The sequence below is a fragment of the Maribacter sp. PR1 genome, assembly GCF_028464145.1.
Lineage (GTDB): Bacteria > Bacteroidota > Bacteroidia > Flavobacteriales > Flavobacteriaceae > Maribacter.
The window spans coordinates 1-15,276 of the sequence record NZ_JAQPCG010000007.1 but is presented as its reverse complement, the minus strand read 5'-3'; the positions used below and the strand labels follow the sequence as shown (position 1 = coordinate 15,276).

The window sequence follows — 15,276 nt, the reverse complement described above, 5'->3', positions numbered from 1 at the left end:
TTACCATTGTATGTGCTTTTAAGGTTACTCTGTATTTATTTAAAATCTCCAATTACTTTTTTATAATTGGCTTTACTTATTCTATGATTCGCCTTAGCATCGCTAACGTCTGAATGGGCTTTCTGCCAAAGTACCTGGGCTTCTAAAACATCTTTTCCGGTTACGGTTCCTGCATCGAATCTATCTTGATTTAATCTTAAATTTTCGTCGGCTTGTTGCAATGATTCTGTGGAGATGTCAACTTTTTGTATGGACTGTTGAAGCTCTAAATAGGCATTTTGAATTTGAAGTGCCACCAATTCTTCTGTCTCTTCCAATTCTAATTTTTGTGCTTCAATTTTGAAGTCTTGCTCCTTCACTTTTTGCTTTCTGCTTCCCCAATCAAATATGGGTATATTGACATTCAACAAGCCGTAATAAGAGGTCAAATCATCACTTCCGTCCGTGAAATTAACTTGTTTACCGTTGGCATAGACTCCACTTACATTCAGTCCAATTGTCGGCTTTCTGTCTGCTTCTAAAACTTTAGATTGTAATTCTTCAATTTCAATAGCGCTTTTAAGCATTTTTACTTCGGGTCTATTCACAATAGCCATTGATGGCGACACCTCTTCCAATAAAACAACATCATTACCAATAGTATCTTTTACAAAAAAATCGATGTTGGACATACCGGTTAATTGTGCCATCTTAAGCTTTAGCAGTTTTAGCCCATCGTTTGCCTTTGTTAAATCCAGTTCTGCTTGGTTCAGTTGCACTTGAACACGCAAAACATCGTTCTTATATATAATGCCAGCATTGTATGAATTGGTTAAATCTTTTAATAGTTCTGTTAATAGCGCTATATATGTATTAGCCAGTTCAACTTTACTTTTTACATTTATTAGTTGCCAATACGTTGTTTCAACCTCCAAAAGCACTTCGCTATCGGTTAATTCTTTTTGTGAAGTATACAAATCCACTGCTGTAGCACTCATTTTTTTAGCCGTGTTTATTTTGCCACCTGCATAAATTACTTGGGTTACGCCTAAAGATGCATTGGCAAAAAACTCTGGTAGTAGTGTATTTAATGGGTCTCCAACATGAACTCCCATAGCACTTGCCTCCACAAAGGGTTTATTTGATGCATAAACCGATGCCTTTTTAGCCTTGCTGGCTTCAATAGTTTTATCTGCTTTTTTAATTTTTTTATTATTGGATAAGGCCATTGATTTTGCTTCTTCTATACTCAATAACCGATCTTGGGCTATGGCTTGCTGAAAAGAGGCAAAAACCAGCAAAAAAACTACCGATAGCGTATATTTATATGTACTCATAATTCATTTTATTTTTTTCCAAAAGAACTATAGAAACTACTGCCTATTCAAAAAGGGGGATTATTTGATTAGATTAATTGCGATTAATCTTTTTAAACAGTAGCTCTATAGTCTTTCTTTTTATTTCTTGATTCGTTTTTTTAGTTTATGCTTCATCACTTCCAATTTGCGAAGTGTTCTATTTTTCTTTTTAGGCTTATACAAAATGGGTTCAAATACTTCTGCATTAGGATGAGGGTGTGCTTCATCTGGTTGTGGGTTGACAAATTTGTAATAAAGGATGGGCACTATAAATAAGGTCAACACCATGGAAACTATTAAACCAACGGCTAGCACACTTCCCAAAGGTGCCCATAATGGTGATTTGCCTATAATCATAGGTACAACGCCTATTGCTGCTGCTGCAGATGTTAAAAAGATGGGACGCATTCGTCTTTTACCTGATGCTTTAGCTGCTGCTTTTACGGTATAACCATGTACCAACACCAACTCATCTGCATAATCCACCAAAATAATTCCGTTTCTCACTACAATCCCTATGAGACTGATAATTCCCATAAATGCTGTAAAACCAATGGGGTTACCTGTAAATAATAGCCCTAAGAACGCTCCTAATAAACTCAATGGAAATGTTGCCAGCACAATCAATACTTTGGTAAAATCTTTAAATTGAAATAAGAGCACTAAAAAGATGAGTATTAAACTTATGCCCAAAGAAGCCATCATATGGGGTGCGGTTTCATTGGTACTTTCATACTCCCCTCCATAGTTAATTGAAATTCCATCTGGCAATGCCAATGCATCAATTTGAGGCATGATTTCATTTTGTATGGTAGCTGCCTTTATACCCAATTGAGCTTCTGTGCGAACTGTTAATGTCCTTAAGCCATTTCTATGTGTTATGGCTCCTGTATGCCATTCAGGAGTAATGTCTGCCACCTCTTTTAAAGTCACTTTTGTCCCAAATACCGTAGGTATGTTTAAAGCTGCCAAATCGTTAAAATTCTCCCGATTTTCTGCGTCCAAACGCAAGAGAATATCTATAGCTTTATCTCCTTCATATAATGTAGATACAGGATACCCTTTTAAGCCCGCTCCCAAAGTTTGAGAAACCATAGCATTTGTTACTCCTAAACGATTTGCCTTATCGTCGTTTAGATTTACTTTTACGCCATAATAATCATCTTGATAGGATGTTCTTACCCAATTTGTGCCGGGCGTCTTTTCTAAAATTGTTGTTACTTGCTCCGCTACTTGTTTTTGCTTGTTTAAATCCGCACCCACAATTCTTACTTCAATAGGTGCAGGGGTGTCTTTCATGGACAGTTGTCTTATACGTATATAACCATCCGGAACAAAGCCCTCGAATTTTTTAATGTACGCATCTACCAATTCTTGTGTAGCTTCTTTACCGCTTGTGGTTATAAATATTTGGGCAAAGTTTTTTCGGGGAAATTCTGGCGCATACGTAGAATGAAATCTTGGGGAACTGGTACCCACAAAACTTGCCACACCTAAAACCCTTTCGTCTTTTTCTATTTCATTCTCAAGACGTTTTACTACATCTTCAGTTTGATTTAAATTTCCTCCATTAGGTAACCAAACTTCTATATTAAACTGGTTTCTTTCGGTATTGGGGAACAATTCCTGGTCCAAGCCCATGGCTACTATAATTGCCAATACCACCGATAAAAAACCAATAAATAAGGTGGCCTTTGGCCATTTAAAACTATAATCTAAAGCATTGTTAAATACATGTTGTAACCTGTCTAACATGCTTTTTTTATTTCCATCACTTACCTTATGTTTTAATCCTTTTTTAATAAAGACATAACACATATAGGGCGTTAGCAATAAGGCGACTAACAATGATGCAAATAGCGCAACTGCTACAGCTATGGGTAAGGCTTGTATAAACTCTTTAGCTAAGCCATTTAAGAAAAAAGCCAAGGGTAAAAAAGCAAAAATAATGGCCATTGTTGCGGTAAAAATTGGCACCATTAATTGTGTGGCACTTTGCCAGGCAGCTGTCCATCGGTCTTCTCCTTCATCCAATTTTTCTATATAATTATCTACAACTACAATGGCATTATCTACCACCATACCCAATACTATGATTAAAGCCGCCAATGTTACCTGATGAATTTCTGTACCAATAACATTTAAAGCTCCAAATGTTATAACAATAGCTATAGGGCATGCCACCGCAGAAACTATCGCTACCCTAAATGGCAACAATAGAATGACTACAATAATTACGGCCACGATTGCTATAACAAATTCCAGCATGAAGTGGCTAATACTCCCTTTTACCACGGTAGGCTGATCTACAATGGTAGCCACCTGGACATCTTGGGGTAATTGCTTTTTTACTTCATCGATTTTTTCTGATATTTTCTCTCCAAATTGAACGATGTTATTACCTGGTTGCATCTCTACCGTCAGCATCATTACTTTTTGATCACCTACTTTTATATAGCTTGACACTTCCTCGTAACGACGTTCAATAGATGCCACATCTTTTAAGCGAACTACTTTACCATCTGGACTGCTGTATACAATTTGATTGCCTAAATCAGCTTCATTCTTATATTGATTTTTTGCAAAAACAGATACTTCAGCATTTTCTAACGTAATTCCTCCTGAATAACCGGTATTATTTTGCCCTTGGATAACTTGGGCAATCGTTGAAAAATCGAAACCGTACTGTTTCATTTTTTCATCTTGAACCGTTACATAAATTTGTTGTTTTTGACCCCCGTAGCGCTTTATTTTTGAGGTTTCGTTAATTGTTTTTAAACCATCTTCTAATTCATCCAAATAGGTTTCAATTTCCGCATAACTACGTCCAGGTGCGGAAACGGTTATCATTTGTGCAACCACATCACCAAAGTCACTATTAACAATAGGACCTATCATACCTTGTGGCAAGGTGTAATTTTGCCTAAATGTAGTATTTAAACCATGTTGTAAAGTCGCCCAAAAACCATCAGTATCTTTTACATTTTCATTTAATTCTACCGTAATAACAACTTGTCCTTCTTTGGTTTCCGAGATTGTTTTTTCCTTTCTAACCTCCTCAAAACCAAATAAAAACTGCTCTATCTGATTGGTTAATTGTTGTTCTACCTGTAACTCATCTGCACCAGGATATGCGGCTATTACCAAACCTTTACGAACGGTAATTAACGGGTCTTCACTTCGAGCCATAGTAGCCAAAGAATATATCCCCAAAATCATTAACAATAGGGTAAGTACAATGGTTACCTGACGGTATTTCATTGCAGCCTCTATAAAGTTTATTTTTACTTTTTTCATCATCTTATTCAGTTCTTTTATAGAGACACTGTTTGCCCGTCTTTTAAATTTTTGTTTCCTGCAATTACAACGGCATCACCAATTGACAAGCCATTGGTTACGATGACTTCATTTCCTTTAAAACTCCCTAGGGATACTCTTTTTTTAATGGCTTTATTTTCTTTGACGACAAATACATACAGGATATCGTTGGCATCTCTTACCACACTTTCTGAAGGAACTGTAATAACATTTACGGTGTTACCGGTATTGATTTTTAGTTTACTAATCATTCCCGGTAATAGTTTATCGTCTTTATTGTCAAGACGAACTTTTACATTAAAAGTTCTGGTTATAGCATCTGCACTTGGATTTATAATAGCTACTTTACCATTGAAAGTTTCATTTAATGAAGCGATTTCAACCTCAGCATCTGTACCCATTTTAAGTTTGGATATTTCAGATTCAGCAATAGAGGCCTTAGCATATACTTTATCTGTTTTCATTACCGTAAAAGCAGGAACGCCAGGGGCTGCCGTGGCTCCCATTTCTGTCATTTTAGCTGTAATAATCCCAGAGAAAGGGGCGTAAAGCTTAGTGTCTGTTAAATTTTTTGCGGCTAAATTTTTGTTTGCGTTAGCTTGAGCTACAGCTACTTTAACCGCAATAAAATCGCGTTCGGGCAAACTACCTTTTTCATATAAACCACTTAATCTTTTGAAGTTGTCATTTGCTTGTTCCAAGCCGGCATTTGCTATATCGAATGCATTTTTATAGGTAGTTTGGTCTATAGATGCCAGTAACTGCCCTCTTTTTACTTTTTGCCCTTCTTGAACATTAACTTTTGAAATCCTGCCCGGAACGGAGAAGCCCAAAGACACGGTATTGTCCGCTTCAATGGTTCCACTATAGGTTAGGGATTCCTTTTCTTCTGTTGCCTTAATTTTTTTAACAGTGACCTTTGGAATCGCAACTTCTTTTACAGTTTCCTTTTTTTCTGAACAACCTATTACTAATAAAGCCAAAGTTGTTAAGGTGATAATTTGCTTCATATTTACTGCTATAATTTTATAATAATAGGGGACAAAATTCCTACTATTGCTATAATTACAACAGGTCTACAAAAGGAAAGTATTGGTCAAAATCGGTTATTTTATAGTAAAAAAACAAGAAAAAAGCTAAAAGATATGGGCTATAAAGTATGTTTATTGGTCTAAACCTAACTTTTTAAACTTAATTTTCCTGAACTTTGAAGGCGAATGACCAGTATGCTTTTTGAAATATTTACCAAAGAAGGATTGGTCGCTGAATTGAAGTTCGTCCGCAACTTCTGAAATGGACAGGGTTTGATTTTTTAAGAGTAGTTTGGACTCCATTATTACTGCCTCATCAATTAACTGTCCTGCTGTTTTTTTTGAAACAGTTTTTAAAACCTTAGATAAATATCCAGGTGTTAAACATAAAATATCCGCGTAAAATTGAACCGTTCGTTCTTGCTTAAAATTTTCGTTTAACAGTTTCAAAAAACGAAGGGCCAGCTTTTCTTGCCTGGTTAAATCTGCCTCTAAATTAGGAAACTTGATCTTTAACAATGAAGCATATTGATACACTAATAAGTTAAAACAGTGCGTTATTATTTCACTATTATATGGGTTGTTTTTTCCAAGTCGATTATTTTTTCTTTCCAAAAATTTTGAAACAGAAATAAACGTTTGTAAATCCTCCTTGGACAATTTTAATTTAGGAATACTATTGGCTGTAAAAATATCTAAAGTATCAATGTCATTTTTACCAATAGCGCCTCTCAACACAAAATCAACATTAAAATTAATGATGACGATTTCAAGGTTTTTACTCATTTCTTGAACATGAGTGACCGTTTGTGGATTTACGACTATTATCTCAGCATTTTTTATAGTATATCCCAATAAATTAAATTGGATTTTCAAACTTCCTTTAACCACCAATAAAAAAGCATACGAATTTCCTCTAAAAGGATAACTTATAGGGATTTCTTTAAACTTATTTTTTGATAAATGAACATGTAATCCATTTTCTTCCTGTGGTATATCTCCAATGATTCCCACCAAGTCATCTATTGTAAGGGTTTTTATTGAAGATTGTGGATTCATTTTAAGTGGGTTTTGTAACCAAATATAGGGTATTACTTTAGTTTGATTTAGAACGAATCTTTTAATACTGTGTGAAAAGGGGAATCATATTATTTTATACATTTACATAGTGGAAACGCCGGACCTACTATATTACTCTCCCCGGATAAATTGAGCACCTTCTATCACAACACAAAAATCTGAATTTCAAATCATTACCACCAAATATTGAATGGCTCAAATTTTCGCTTTTTGGTGGCCTCAACCATCCGGCTCATCCAGGAATGTCACAGTATAGGAGTATGAAAAAAAAGTGTGTTTGTTCCCAATTTGATATCAACATCCTCTGGATCGCTACCAAAAAGATTACTCCATTCCGTTAAATTGGTTGTTTCCCTACAAGAAGCCATTGTGTTTTGGTCATGGAAGGCGGCGCCCTGTCAGGCGCTCTTTTGTGGAAAGGGAAAAAGAATAAAGGATCGGAAATCTCTTAGGATTTCCAATGTTCCTAATCGTATAATCTCAATTACTTAATATTGAATTACATTTGGGTATCATGTTCTTGGGCCATTTTAACCCTTGAAAAAAAAGGATATGCAGCGGTCAGGATGGGATTTAGGTGTCAATACGGTGCAGGGCTAAGTACAAATGTATGATCATTTATATAATCATGTGCTCCAAGGAAAGCATGAGGACCTCATATCAAAAGAGGTCTTTCTTAAACTCCATAATTTACTTCACGTGGGTGAATCTCTCAGAAGGTATTCTTTTGAGGATGAAAACCTGCCAATGAAAATGTTTGTAAGGTCTTCGGTCTGTGGAACACCTTATACTGGATTTACCGTGAGGAAAAATATAAGAACAGATGTAAGGGCAGCAAGGAAAACAAGAGTTTCAAAAAGCTCCATGAAGAGTTTTTGAATTTGTTGGGCAATTATACCTTAGCTGACAAAAGTATATCGAACCCCTGACGGATATTATCCACGACACATTGATCGATAAAAACCAAGAAACACTCCAGGACCAAAAGCGGTTGACCTGTGAATTGGCAAAGCTCGAAGAACAGATAAACACTTTGGAAAGAAGGTATGTGGTACTGAACAAGATTACAAGGTAACAGTACGACCTTTTTATGCCGGAACTTAAGACAAAGCAAAGGGAATTGGAGGCAAGATTGAGCAATGAGGGAATAAATAGTTCAAACTTCAAAAAATCGGTGAAAATGACGCTTGATTATGCTTGTAACTTACGGTAATTGTGTAAGTTAGGGGATTTGGAAACTTAACGGGTCATCCAATATATGGTCTTCCCAGACGGATTTAGGTATGATTTCAAAAATAAGCTGGTTCAAACTTTTCGGGTCAATGAGATATTTGGTGCAATCCGTTCGTTTTCAGGCAATTTGAAGGAAATAAAAAAATGGGACTCCCTACTCGATTTGTAGAAAATACCATTTAGTGACCTCGACAGTATTTAAACCTACTTCCTCAATCACCCTATTTTATGGGTTTTAACCTTGCTTTAAAAATCTGTTGACCGAATTTTTGACGGTCCATTTGATTGCAAATGATACCATTAGACTTTCAAAGAATAAAAATAATGAATCTACTATACTTTTCCTATAACCCGCTCAGCACATTCCCTTCCATTTCGTTGTACTTCATTCCAGGAAAAGAGCTTCACTAAAAATCTTAGACACAATCCCCGTTTTTAGCTTTCCATTCCGCTAGCCCTTCCCGCCCTGAAAAATCTCAGACTGGGAAGGAACGCTTCATTTTCGAGCTAAAAAGAGGATTGAGTCCGCTTCCCAACGGAAAACCGAAGCACTGTCTTACACATTTTAAGGGGTTTATAATGGATAAAGCCTTTGTTGCTTTTCGGGGCATCGAAAAGCAGGCAGGACATAACCAATTCTAATTTAAACCCTATTTGCCGCACGCGCTTAACTTCCCGTACGCTTCCTTGCAAATGGTCTAAAAGAATTGTTAATGCCCCTATGGAACTTGTCAAGACCAAGACAGGTTCTGGCAAAAAACAAGGTTTCTACTTCCTTGAAATCCCAAGGGATTTACTACGTCGCAGACACTCCTGATTTTTCACCGAAAGTCTTGACAAAACCCACTTTATCCATTGTGCTACGCACGAATGAAATCAAACAAACACCCCTTAAAATTTAATCACAATTGAAAAGGGAAATTATTAATCTTTTAAATCTTTAAGTTATGAGTACTATTAAAAATCATGTACAGTTAATCGGGAACGTTGGACAAGAACCGACCATTACGAACCTTGAAAGCGGAAAGAAAGTAGCTCGCTTTTCATTGGCGACCAATGAGTATTACAAGGATGGCAAAGGCGAAAAGCAAACGGACACCAATTGGCATACCATTGTCGCTTGGGGAAAGACCGCCGAAATTGTTGAAAAATATGTCGAAAAAGGCAAGGAAGTGGGCATCATGGGGAAATTGAAAACTAGAACCTACACCACCGATGATGGCAACCAACGCTACGTAACCGAAGTGGTAGCCGATGAAGTCCTATTGTTGGGAAGCAAAGGCGACAAGTAACATCAAAAAAGAAAGAGGGCACTTAAACCAGTTTTCAATTAGTGTGTGCCCTCTTTTCATTATCCAAATATAAAATTTTAGAACAATGAACACATAAGTTAACAAAATCCAAGCGGAACTGCGATACTTTACGGGAACGGAAATGTACTATTTCATTCCGCTATTAAGAACCCGATACACGGACGGGCTGAAATATTTGGCGAGCGTGGCGGACTGCTATTGGTTGATTACCGATGCATCCGTGATTGCCAAAAGTTTGAAGCACCGAAGCCGATGGGTAACCATAGACTTCAAACGCTTGTCAATGGAAAAACAGGAAACTTCAGGCTATGAAGCCGAAATCACTTACAGCGATGGAAATGACAACGTATTGGAAAGGCACGGTTATGGCGTTACCGATTTTCCGTTGGACGAACTGCGGTTGTTCTTCGTAAACGATACGCTGATGTTACCAAGCTAATATTAAAATTGGGATGTTATGATTTATCTGAATTTTACCGATTTGAGCGAAGAGACCCAAGAGCGGTTGCTTGCCGATTCCAAGGAAGATGTGAAAAGGAAATACGGCAAGGATTTGATGGACTACGCCACCAAGCACCATACCAATTTGGACAGGATGCTTGACGAGGAAGCCATACGGAACCTCTATTCCTATACCTTTGTATTCAATATTTGAAACACCAAATAACACCAAACAAGCCCTTATTAAATGAGGGCTTTTTCTATGCCCAAAAGGTTGAAAACAGTATCTTTACTTCGCTGAAATTCAGCACCAAAATTTTAAACGGGATTATCCAATTTTTGACTTTCGCCGATAATCCTGTACATCGAAAAATAGCATATCGGAAAATTATTTTCCCTGAAATGGCAATCTGGGCAGGAAGCAGATTGTATGGAATTTTGTCCCGCGAGCGGGACGAAATGGAATAGCAAGAGGGTGATGCGCAGATTGCGCCATCACGTTTGTTTTTGGGTATTCAACACGTTGAAAACCAGTCAATTGAATAGATTTTGGAATACCCTGAAAAAACAGGGGCTACAGTAGACTTTTCCGAAATCTACAGTAAACCCTTTGGGAGACCCTGTAAACACTGGAAATTTTTGGCGGAAAAGTTGTCGCAATTTCACTAAAAAACAAAATTCGTCCTATGGAAAAGCAATCAACAAATAATAAAACAAAGAAGGGAGCCGGGGGCTATTCCAATATCACCGTAAAGAAAGAAACGGCCGTACACTTTCGAACCTATTCCAAAAAGTTCAACAGATCCCATAGCGAGTTGTTGGACGGAATGGTACGCCACTTCAAGGAGAACGACCTTTACCCTTTTGGGGAGGGAACAAAGATCGTGGTCGATAATATCAAAAAGTTGGAGATTAAGATGATGAAGAAATTCGATAGGATCATCGCCATAATCAAGAACATGGAAAGGACCAGTATCCGGCCCACCTATGAAATGGTACTCATTCTTTATGAGGCCTATGTAAAGGATGGGAGGAAACGTAAGCCCGAACAAGTTAAAATTCAGGAAGAGCGAATGGATTTTTTGGAGCCTAGAAACACTGTTCCGAAAACAGAGCACGATAGAATACTCCGTGAATTTGAAAACTATAAAAAGCGCTGCAATAAAATCCTCAAAAAGGTGGAGAAGGTGGAGCCTATGATGGGAAAGCCGTATCTAAAGATCAATATGGGCATCGGGGATTTTGAAAGCCTGAAATACAAATTAAAATAACGCTTATGTACCTTACCATCTCGGCACAGAAAATGGGCAGTACCTACAACTCCAGTGTAGGGAACTATGTGGACTATCTGGAAAAGGAAAACGAGGACAGATTGCCCGAACAGAGGGAGGAATTCTTTGACCATGAAAATGACAGCGTAAGCCCTGAAACGGTCATCGATGAAATAGATGCCAATACCGCCAAATTAAGGCAGAAGGACCCGAAATTCTACTCCATAGTGGTCAGTCCCAACCAAAGGGAACTGAAGGCCATCGGCAATGATCCAAAACTGTTAAGGGAATACACAAGGAAGCTCATGGAGGACTATGCCAAGAGTTTCCATAGGAACCAAGAGGTCAAGGCCGAGAACCTGAAGTACTATGCCAAGATAGAACATGAACGCACCTATCGGGGCCTTGACAGGCAGGTACAGGAGAATGCCCCCTATCGAAAGGAGATAGCAAGGCTCAGGAACGAGATACGGAAAGTGGAACGGGGCGAGTCCATCGGCAATGTCAAAGAACTCGAAAAAAGAATCAAAGAGCAAGAAAGAATGGCCCCGCACAAACAGAACGGGCAACTGGTGGCCGCAGGGATGCAAAAAGAGGGGCCACAGACCCATATCCATATCATGGTAAGTAGAAGGGACGTGACGAATACCTATACCCTTTCCCCAATGGCCAAGCACAGGGCATCCGAAGTAGAACTGAACGGAAAGACGGTCAAAAGGGGATTTGATAGGGACAGTTTCTACCAAACCGCAGAGAAGACCTTTGATAGGACAACAGGATTTAAAAGGAACTATGTGGAATCCTATGTTGGTAGAAAGGCCCATGCCAAGGAACCGGGGAAGTTTTTTGCAAAGGTGATGGGACTGCCCACCAAGGAAAAGGACATGGCCTTTAAACTACTTAAAACGATGGGTGTAAAGGCTCCCAGTATACCGACCAATAAGGTACAGATGGCTGCCAAGATCATCAAGGCACTTGGAAGGGGTATTGATAAAGCAAGGGGCACGGGTGATGACATGGGCTACTGAAATCCAAAAACTAGGTTGCGCCCTTTCGGGTTTTTGCTTTACGCTTATCTAGCGGAACACTACAAAAACCCAATAGGATCCATGCGCAAAAGTTGGGGGTAAGATTTGGGGTTCTTATCGTTCTACTTTCAAACAGTTCGGTTTTAATAGGAGGAGGTCAATACATAATTATTTACCTTTAGAAATTGTTAAATAACATATAAGATTAAAGAAAAACAAAATGAAAATCAAAAGATTATTGACCAGGGCTCTTTTTATGGCCTCGGCCTTAGTTGTTGCACAATCTGGCACATCTCAAAGATGGTCCATAGAAAAGGCGGAAAAATGGTATGACCAATATAAATGGCTTAATGGTGCTGATTTTATCCCGAGTACGGCAATCAATCAATTGGAGATGTGGCAAGAGGATACTTTTGACCCTGAAACCATTGAGAAGGAGTTGGGATATGCACAAGATATTGGCATGAATGTGATGCGGGTATACCTCCATAGTTTGGCATACAAACAAGATTCAAAGGGTTTCAAGAAAAGAATGGACCAATATTTGGATATCTCAAATAGTAAGGGAATCAAGACCATGTTCGTCATCTTTGATGACGTATGGGGGAAAGAGCCAAAAATCGGAAAGCAACCGGAACCTACGACTGGTACACACAACTCAGGTTGGATGCAGGATCCAGGTGATCCGGCTTCCAAGGATAAAGCAAATTTTCCTTTTTTGGAAACATATGTAAAAGATATTCTGACAACCTTCAAGGATGATAAAAGGGTTTTGCTTTGGGATTTGTACAACGAACCTGGAAACTCGGGGAAGATTAACGATTCCATGCCTTTGTTGGAGGCAGTTTTTTCATGGGCAAGGGAGGTTAATCCTTCCCAGCCCATATCGGCAGGAATCTGGTCCTGGGGATTGAGGGACCTTAATGCCTTTCAGGCGCTACATTCCGATATCATTACCTACCATCATTACGGAAACCCACAAGACCACAAACTGATCATAGAGCTTTTAAGGACCCATGGAAGACCTATGATCTGTACCGAATATATGGCCCGAACTCGAAATAGCCGATTTTCCAACATCATGCCGATGTTGAAAGAGGAAAATGTAGGAGCCATAAATTGGGGATTGGTGAAAGGAAAGACCAATACCATATACCAATGGGACACACCAATTGATAGTGGGGAGGAACCTGTGGAATGGTTTCATGATATCTTCCGGAAAGATGGAACCCCTTATCGTCAGGATGAGGTTGATTTAATTAAAAAATTGAACGGGATTGATTAAGGTCTATTACCATAAATATTAACTTATTGACCAAACCATTATGGATTTATAAGAACTTGATAAGGATATAGTGGATAAATCAAAAATAAGTGTATAGTTTCAGTATTCCCTTTGCTTAGGGCACTTTTCAATATCATAAGGAAAGACGGGCAACTCGACGAACCAGATTACATATAGCGTGCCGATAGGTCGAGTAAAAAAGCCGTAGCGGCGGTCCTGGCAAGAATGTCCATTATCCTACGGCTGCAGTAATCTGCCAAATTGCCTTTAGGTGCTGTTGTGTGTAGTTTTTTATTCAATTCAATACAGTGAAAAAATCTCTCAAACCGCTTAGAACACTTTGAACAGCATAAGAAGCTAGAATAAGTCCCATTATTTTACTTATAACTGTTATTCCATATTCCCCAATTCTGTTTTGCACAACATTTGCAGCTAAAAGCAATAGCATAGTCATGGAGACTACTAATAATACCAGTAATGTCGTAATAGCTTGTTCTTGAATGGTGTATAGATGATTATCTGTCATTAGCACGACAGCCATAATTGCGCCTGGAGAAGCAATTGAAGGAATTGCAACTGGGAAAATTGTAACGTGCTTATAGTCTTTGATAAGATGTTTTTCTGACTCAGGTTTCCCTTCGCCAAAAATCATTGTTAACGCGAACAAGAATAGAATCACTCCACCAGAAATTTGGAATGCGTCCAGAGAAACATCCATTCCTTCAAGAATGATTTGACCAACTAAAATGAAAAACAGTAGAATTAAATATGCAATTAATGAAGCTCTAATTGCAATTTTGCGTTTGTGTTTTTGGTCAAAATGTTTAGTAGCTTCCAGATAAACTGGTACGGAACCTAGAGGGTCAATTACAGCAATAAGGAATAATATTTTAGTTAATATTTCAGTAGCCATATTAATTTATCTTTTTGCCTTGAGTAGTAAATGAAAGTCCCTGTTGACCAGAAGTTGAAATCATTATCGCTTCAAAGATAGGGTCATTGGAATTTGGCTTTATTGTCCAATCAAAAAGGAAGTTTGCACCAGTTCCGCCTTCTTGGTCTCGCTCATCAATTACGATTTCTACTGTTTCCATTGGAGCAATGAATATGGGTTTATCAAAATAGGTTCTAATAGAATTACCTTTTGTATTATAATATTCAGCTTTGTTAATATAAACCGAGTCGGCTTTATTTACATTTCTTATGCTTACAGTTGCGGTCAAATCATGAGTTTTATGTTCTGTCTGACTATAAATCTGTGAATAGACTGATAGATAAGTTGTTCCATGTGGCAAAGAGTCAGGAAGGTTAAATTCTATAGTCCTTATTTCCCAATCAACAGGATTGATTGAGCTTATCTCAACCTTCTCTTTGCAAGATTGAAATATTAGTAGAAGTAAAAGTATTTTAATTGTATTCTTCATAATTCTTCAAATTACCGCCAACGCCCTGCTAAACGCAGTGACGTTCTGGGTTTTGAATTATGTGAATTTATTCGCAAATAATTTAAAAGACAAGTAGAACGTTGCCAAATTGCCTTTAGGTGCTGTTGGGTCGGGTTTTTGGTGTTTTCGATCGTGGGGCCGTAGGTCTCGGGTCCCGACCTGATTGGCAATTTGGTTTAGCGGGGCGTTGGGACGGATGCCCAAGGGGCGGGAATTGCGCAGCAATGTAGCGACTTGGTTGAGGCCGGAGGCTTTCAAAATCCGTCCCAACGGTCTCGGCTATGAATAGTTGCGTGGTTTAGCACTTAACTTTGCAAGTACACACCAAACTGAAAATCCGCGAGGATTTTCAGAAGTAGGCGAGAACAAGCAATTATTTATAGCCATTGTGCCTGTTGCACAAGTTAGGAAAAAATCGGTTTTGATCATTGCCGATCCGGGGATCGATCGTAACTTGAGGTATGCAAGGAAAAAAGGACTACCAAGAAAAGCTG

At 38.3% G+C, this 15,276-nt stretch carries 14 protein-coding genes; 8 read left to right on the top strand and 6 right to left on the bottom strand.

Annotation, left to right across the window (positions count from 1 at the left end):
* Positions 1–35 precede the first annotated feature (35 nt).
* The 4 genes from PP182_RS14545 to PP182_RS14530 all read right to left on the bottom strand — a co-directional run bounded on the left by PP182_RS14545 (position 36) and on the right by PP182_RS14530 (position 6,745).
* Complete coding sequence (locus PP182_RS14545; protein WP_272652001.1) at positions 36–1,316, bottom strand: TolC family protein; 1,281 nt, start codon at positions 1,314–1,316, stop codon at positions 36–38.
* Positions 1,317–1,436: 120 nt separating this feature from the next.
* A complete protein-coding gene (locus PP182_RS14540) occupies positions 1,437–4,637 on the bottom strand; it encodes an efflux RND transporter permease subunit (RefSeq protein WP_272652000.1) in 3,201 nt (1,066 codons plus the stop codon).
* 14 nt (positions 4,638–4,651) lie between these two features.
* Positions 4,652–5,665 carry an efflux RND transporter periplasmic adaptor subunit gene (locus tag PP182_RS14535; protein WP_272651999.1) on the bottom strand — a complete coding sequence of 338 codons (1,014 nt, stop codon included), beginning with the start codon at positions 5,663–5,665 and terminating at the stop codon, positions 4,652–4,654.
* A gap of 153 nt (positions 5,666–5,818) precedes the next feature.
* Positions 5,819–6,745 carry a helix-turn-helix domain-containing protein gene (locus PP182_RS14530; RefSeq protein ID WP_272651998.1) on the bottom strand — a complete coding sequence of 309 codons (927 nt, stop codon included), beginning with the start codon at positions 6,743–6,745 and terminating at the stop codon, positions 5,819–5,821.
* Between the two features lie 651 nt (positions 6,746–7,396).
* On the opposite strand from PP182_RS14530, the gene PP182_RS14525 reads away from it, so the two are divergent.
* The 7 genes from PP182_RS14525 to PP182_RS14495 all read left to right on the top strand — a co-directional run bounded on the left by PP182_RS14525 (position 7,397) and on the right by PP182_RS14495 (position 13,337).
* Complete coding sequence (locus PP182_RS14525) at positions 7,397–7,645, top strand: hypothetical protein (RefSeq protein WP_272651997.1); 249 nt, start codon at positions 7,397–7,399, stop codon at positions 7,643–7,645.
* Between the two features lie 1,301 nt (positions 7,646–8,946).
* Positions 8,947–9,291 carry a single-stranded DNA-binding protein gene (locus PP182_RS14520; RefSeq protein ID WP_272651996.1) on the top strand — a complete coding sequence of 115 codons (345 nt, stop codon included), beginning with the start codon at positions 8,947–8,949 and terminating at the stop codon, positions 9,289–9,291.
* A 106-nt stretch (positions 9,292–9,397) separates the two neighbouring features.
* A complete protein-coding gene (locus PP182_RS14515; RefSeq protein ID WP_330098003.1) occupies positions 9,398–9,751 on the top strand; it encodes a DUF6876 family protein in 354 nt (117 codons plus the stop codon).
* 18 nt (positions 9,752–9,769) lie between these two features.
* Positions 9,770–9,967, top strand: a complete 198-nt coding sequence (locus tag PP182_RS14510) for a hypothetical protein (protein ID WP_272651994.1) — start codon at positions 9,770–9,772, stop codon at positions 9,965–9,967.
* Positions 9,968–10,439: 472 nt separating this feature from the next.
* The gene (locus tag PP182_RS14505) at positions 10,440–11,024 is read left to right on the top strand and encodes a BfmA/BtgA family mobilization protein (RefSeq protein ID WP_272651993.1); all 585 of its coding nucleotides are present in this window, start codon (positions 10,440–10,442) and stop codon (positions 11,022–11,024) included.
* A gap of 5 nt (positions 11,025–11,029) precedes the next feature.
* On the top strand, positions 11,030–12,052 hold the full coding sequence (gene mobB, locus PP182_RS14500; protein ID WP_272651992.1) for a MobB family relaxase: 1,023 nt from the start codon (positions 11,030–11,032) through the stop codon (positions 12,050–12,052).
* Between the two features lie 220 nt (positions 12,053–12,272).
* Positions 12,273–13,337, top strand: coding sequence for a cellulase family glycosylhydrolase (locus PP182_RS14495; RefSeq protein WP_272651991.1), 1,065 nt, complete (start codon positions 12,273–12,275; stop codon positions 13,335–13,337).
* 295 nt (positions 13,338–13,632) lie between these two features.
* On the opposite strand, the gene PP182_RS14490 is transcribed toward PP182_RS14495, so the two are convergent.
* Both PP182_RS14490 and PP182_RS14485 read right to left on the bottom strand, forming a co-directional pair.
* Complete coding sequence (locus tag PP182_RS14490; RefSeq protein WP_272651990.1) at positions 13,633–14,250, bottom strand: MarC family protein; 618 nt, start codon at positions 14,248–14,250, stop codon at positions 13,633–13,635.
* A gap of 1 nt (position 14,251) precedes the next feature.
* Entirely contained in the window at positions 14,252–14,761 is a 510-nt protein-coding gene (locus PP182_RS14485; RefSeq protein ID WP_272651989.1) for a DUF3124 domain-containing protein, read from the bottom strand.
* 310 nt (positions 14,762–15,071) lie between these two features.
* Here PP182_RS14485 and PP182_RS14480 point away from each other — a divergent pair.
* On the top strand, positions 15,072–15,276 hold a 205-nt coding region (locus PP182_RS14480; protein WP_272651988.1), incomplete at its 3' end, for a hypothetical protein.

Excerpts from the sequence above, each read along its gene's own strand:
- PP182_RS14545 (WP_272652001.1), bottom strand. The coding sequence starts at position 1,316 with ATGAGTACATATAAATATACGCTATCGGTAGTTTTTTTGCTGGTTTTT.
- PP182_RS14540 (WP_272652000.1), bottom strand. The coding sequence starts at position 4,637 with ATGATGAAAAAAGTAAAAATAAACTTTATAGAGGCTGCAATGAAATAC.
- PP182_RS14535 (WP_272651999.1), bottom strand. The coding sequence starts at position 5,665 with ATGAAGCAAATTATCACCTTAACAACTTTGGCTTTATTAGTAATAGGT.
- PP182_RS14530 (WP_272651998.1), bottom strand. The coding sequence starts at position 6,745 with ATGAATCCACAATCTTCAATAAAAACCCTTACAATAGATGACTTGGTG.
- PP182_RS14520 (WP_272651996.1), top strand. The coding sequence starts at position 8,947 with ATGAGTACTATTAAAAATCATGTACAGTTAATCGGGAACGTTGGACAA.
- PP182_RS14510 (WP_272651994.1), top strand. The coding sequence starts at position 9,770 with ATGATTTATCTGAATTTTACCGATTTGAGCGAAGAGACCCAAGAGCGG.
- PP182_RS14505 (WP_272651993.1), top strand. The coding sequence starts at position 10,440 with ATGGAAAAGCAATCAACAAATAATAAAACAAAGAAGGGAGCCGGGGGC.
- mobB (WP_272651992.1), top strand. The coding sequence starts at position 11,030 with ATGTACCTTACCATCTCGGCACAGAAAATGGGCAGTACCTACAACTCC.
- PP182_RS14495 (WP_272651991.1), top strand. The coding sequence starts at position 12,273 with ATGAAAATCAAAAGATTATTGACCAGGGCTCTTTTTATGGCCTCGGCC.
- PP182_RS14490 (WP_272651990.1), bottom strand. The coding sequence starts at position 14,250 with ATGGCTACTGAAATATTAACTAAAATATTATTCCTTATTGCTGTAATT.
- PP182_RS14485 (WP_272651989.1), bottom strand. The coding sequence starts at position 14,761 with ATGAAGAATACAATTAAAATACTTTTACTTCTACTAATATTTCAATCT.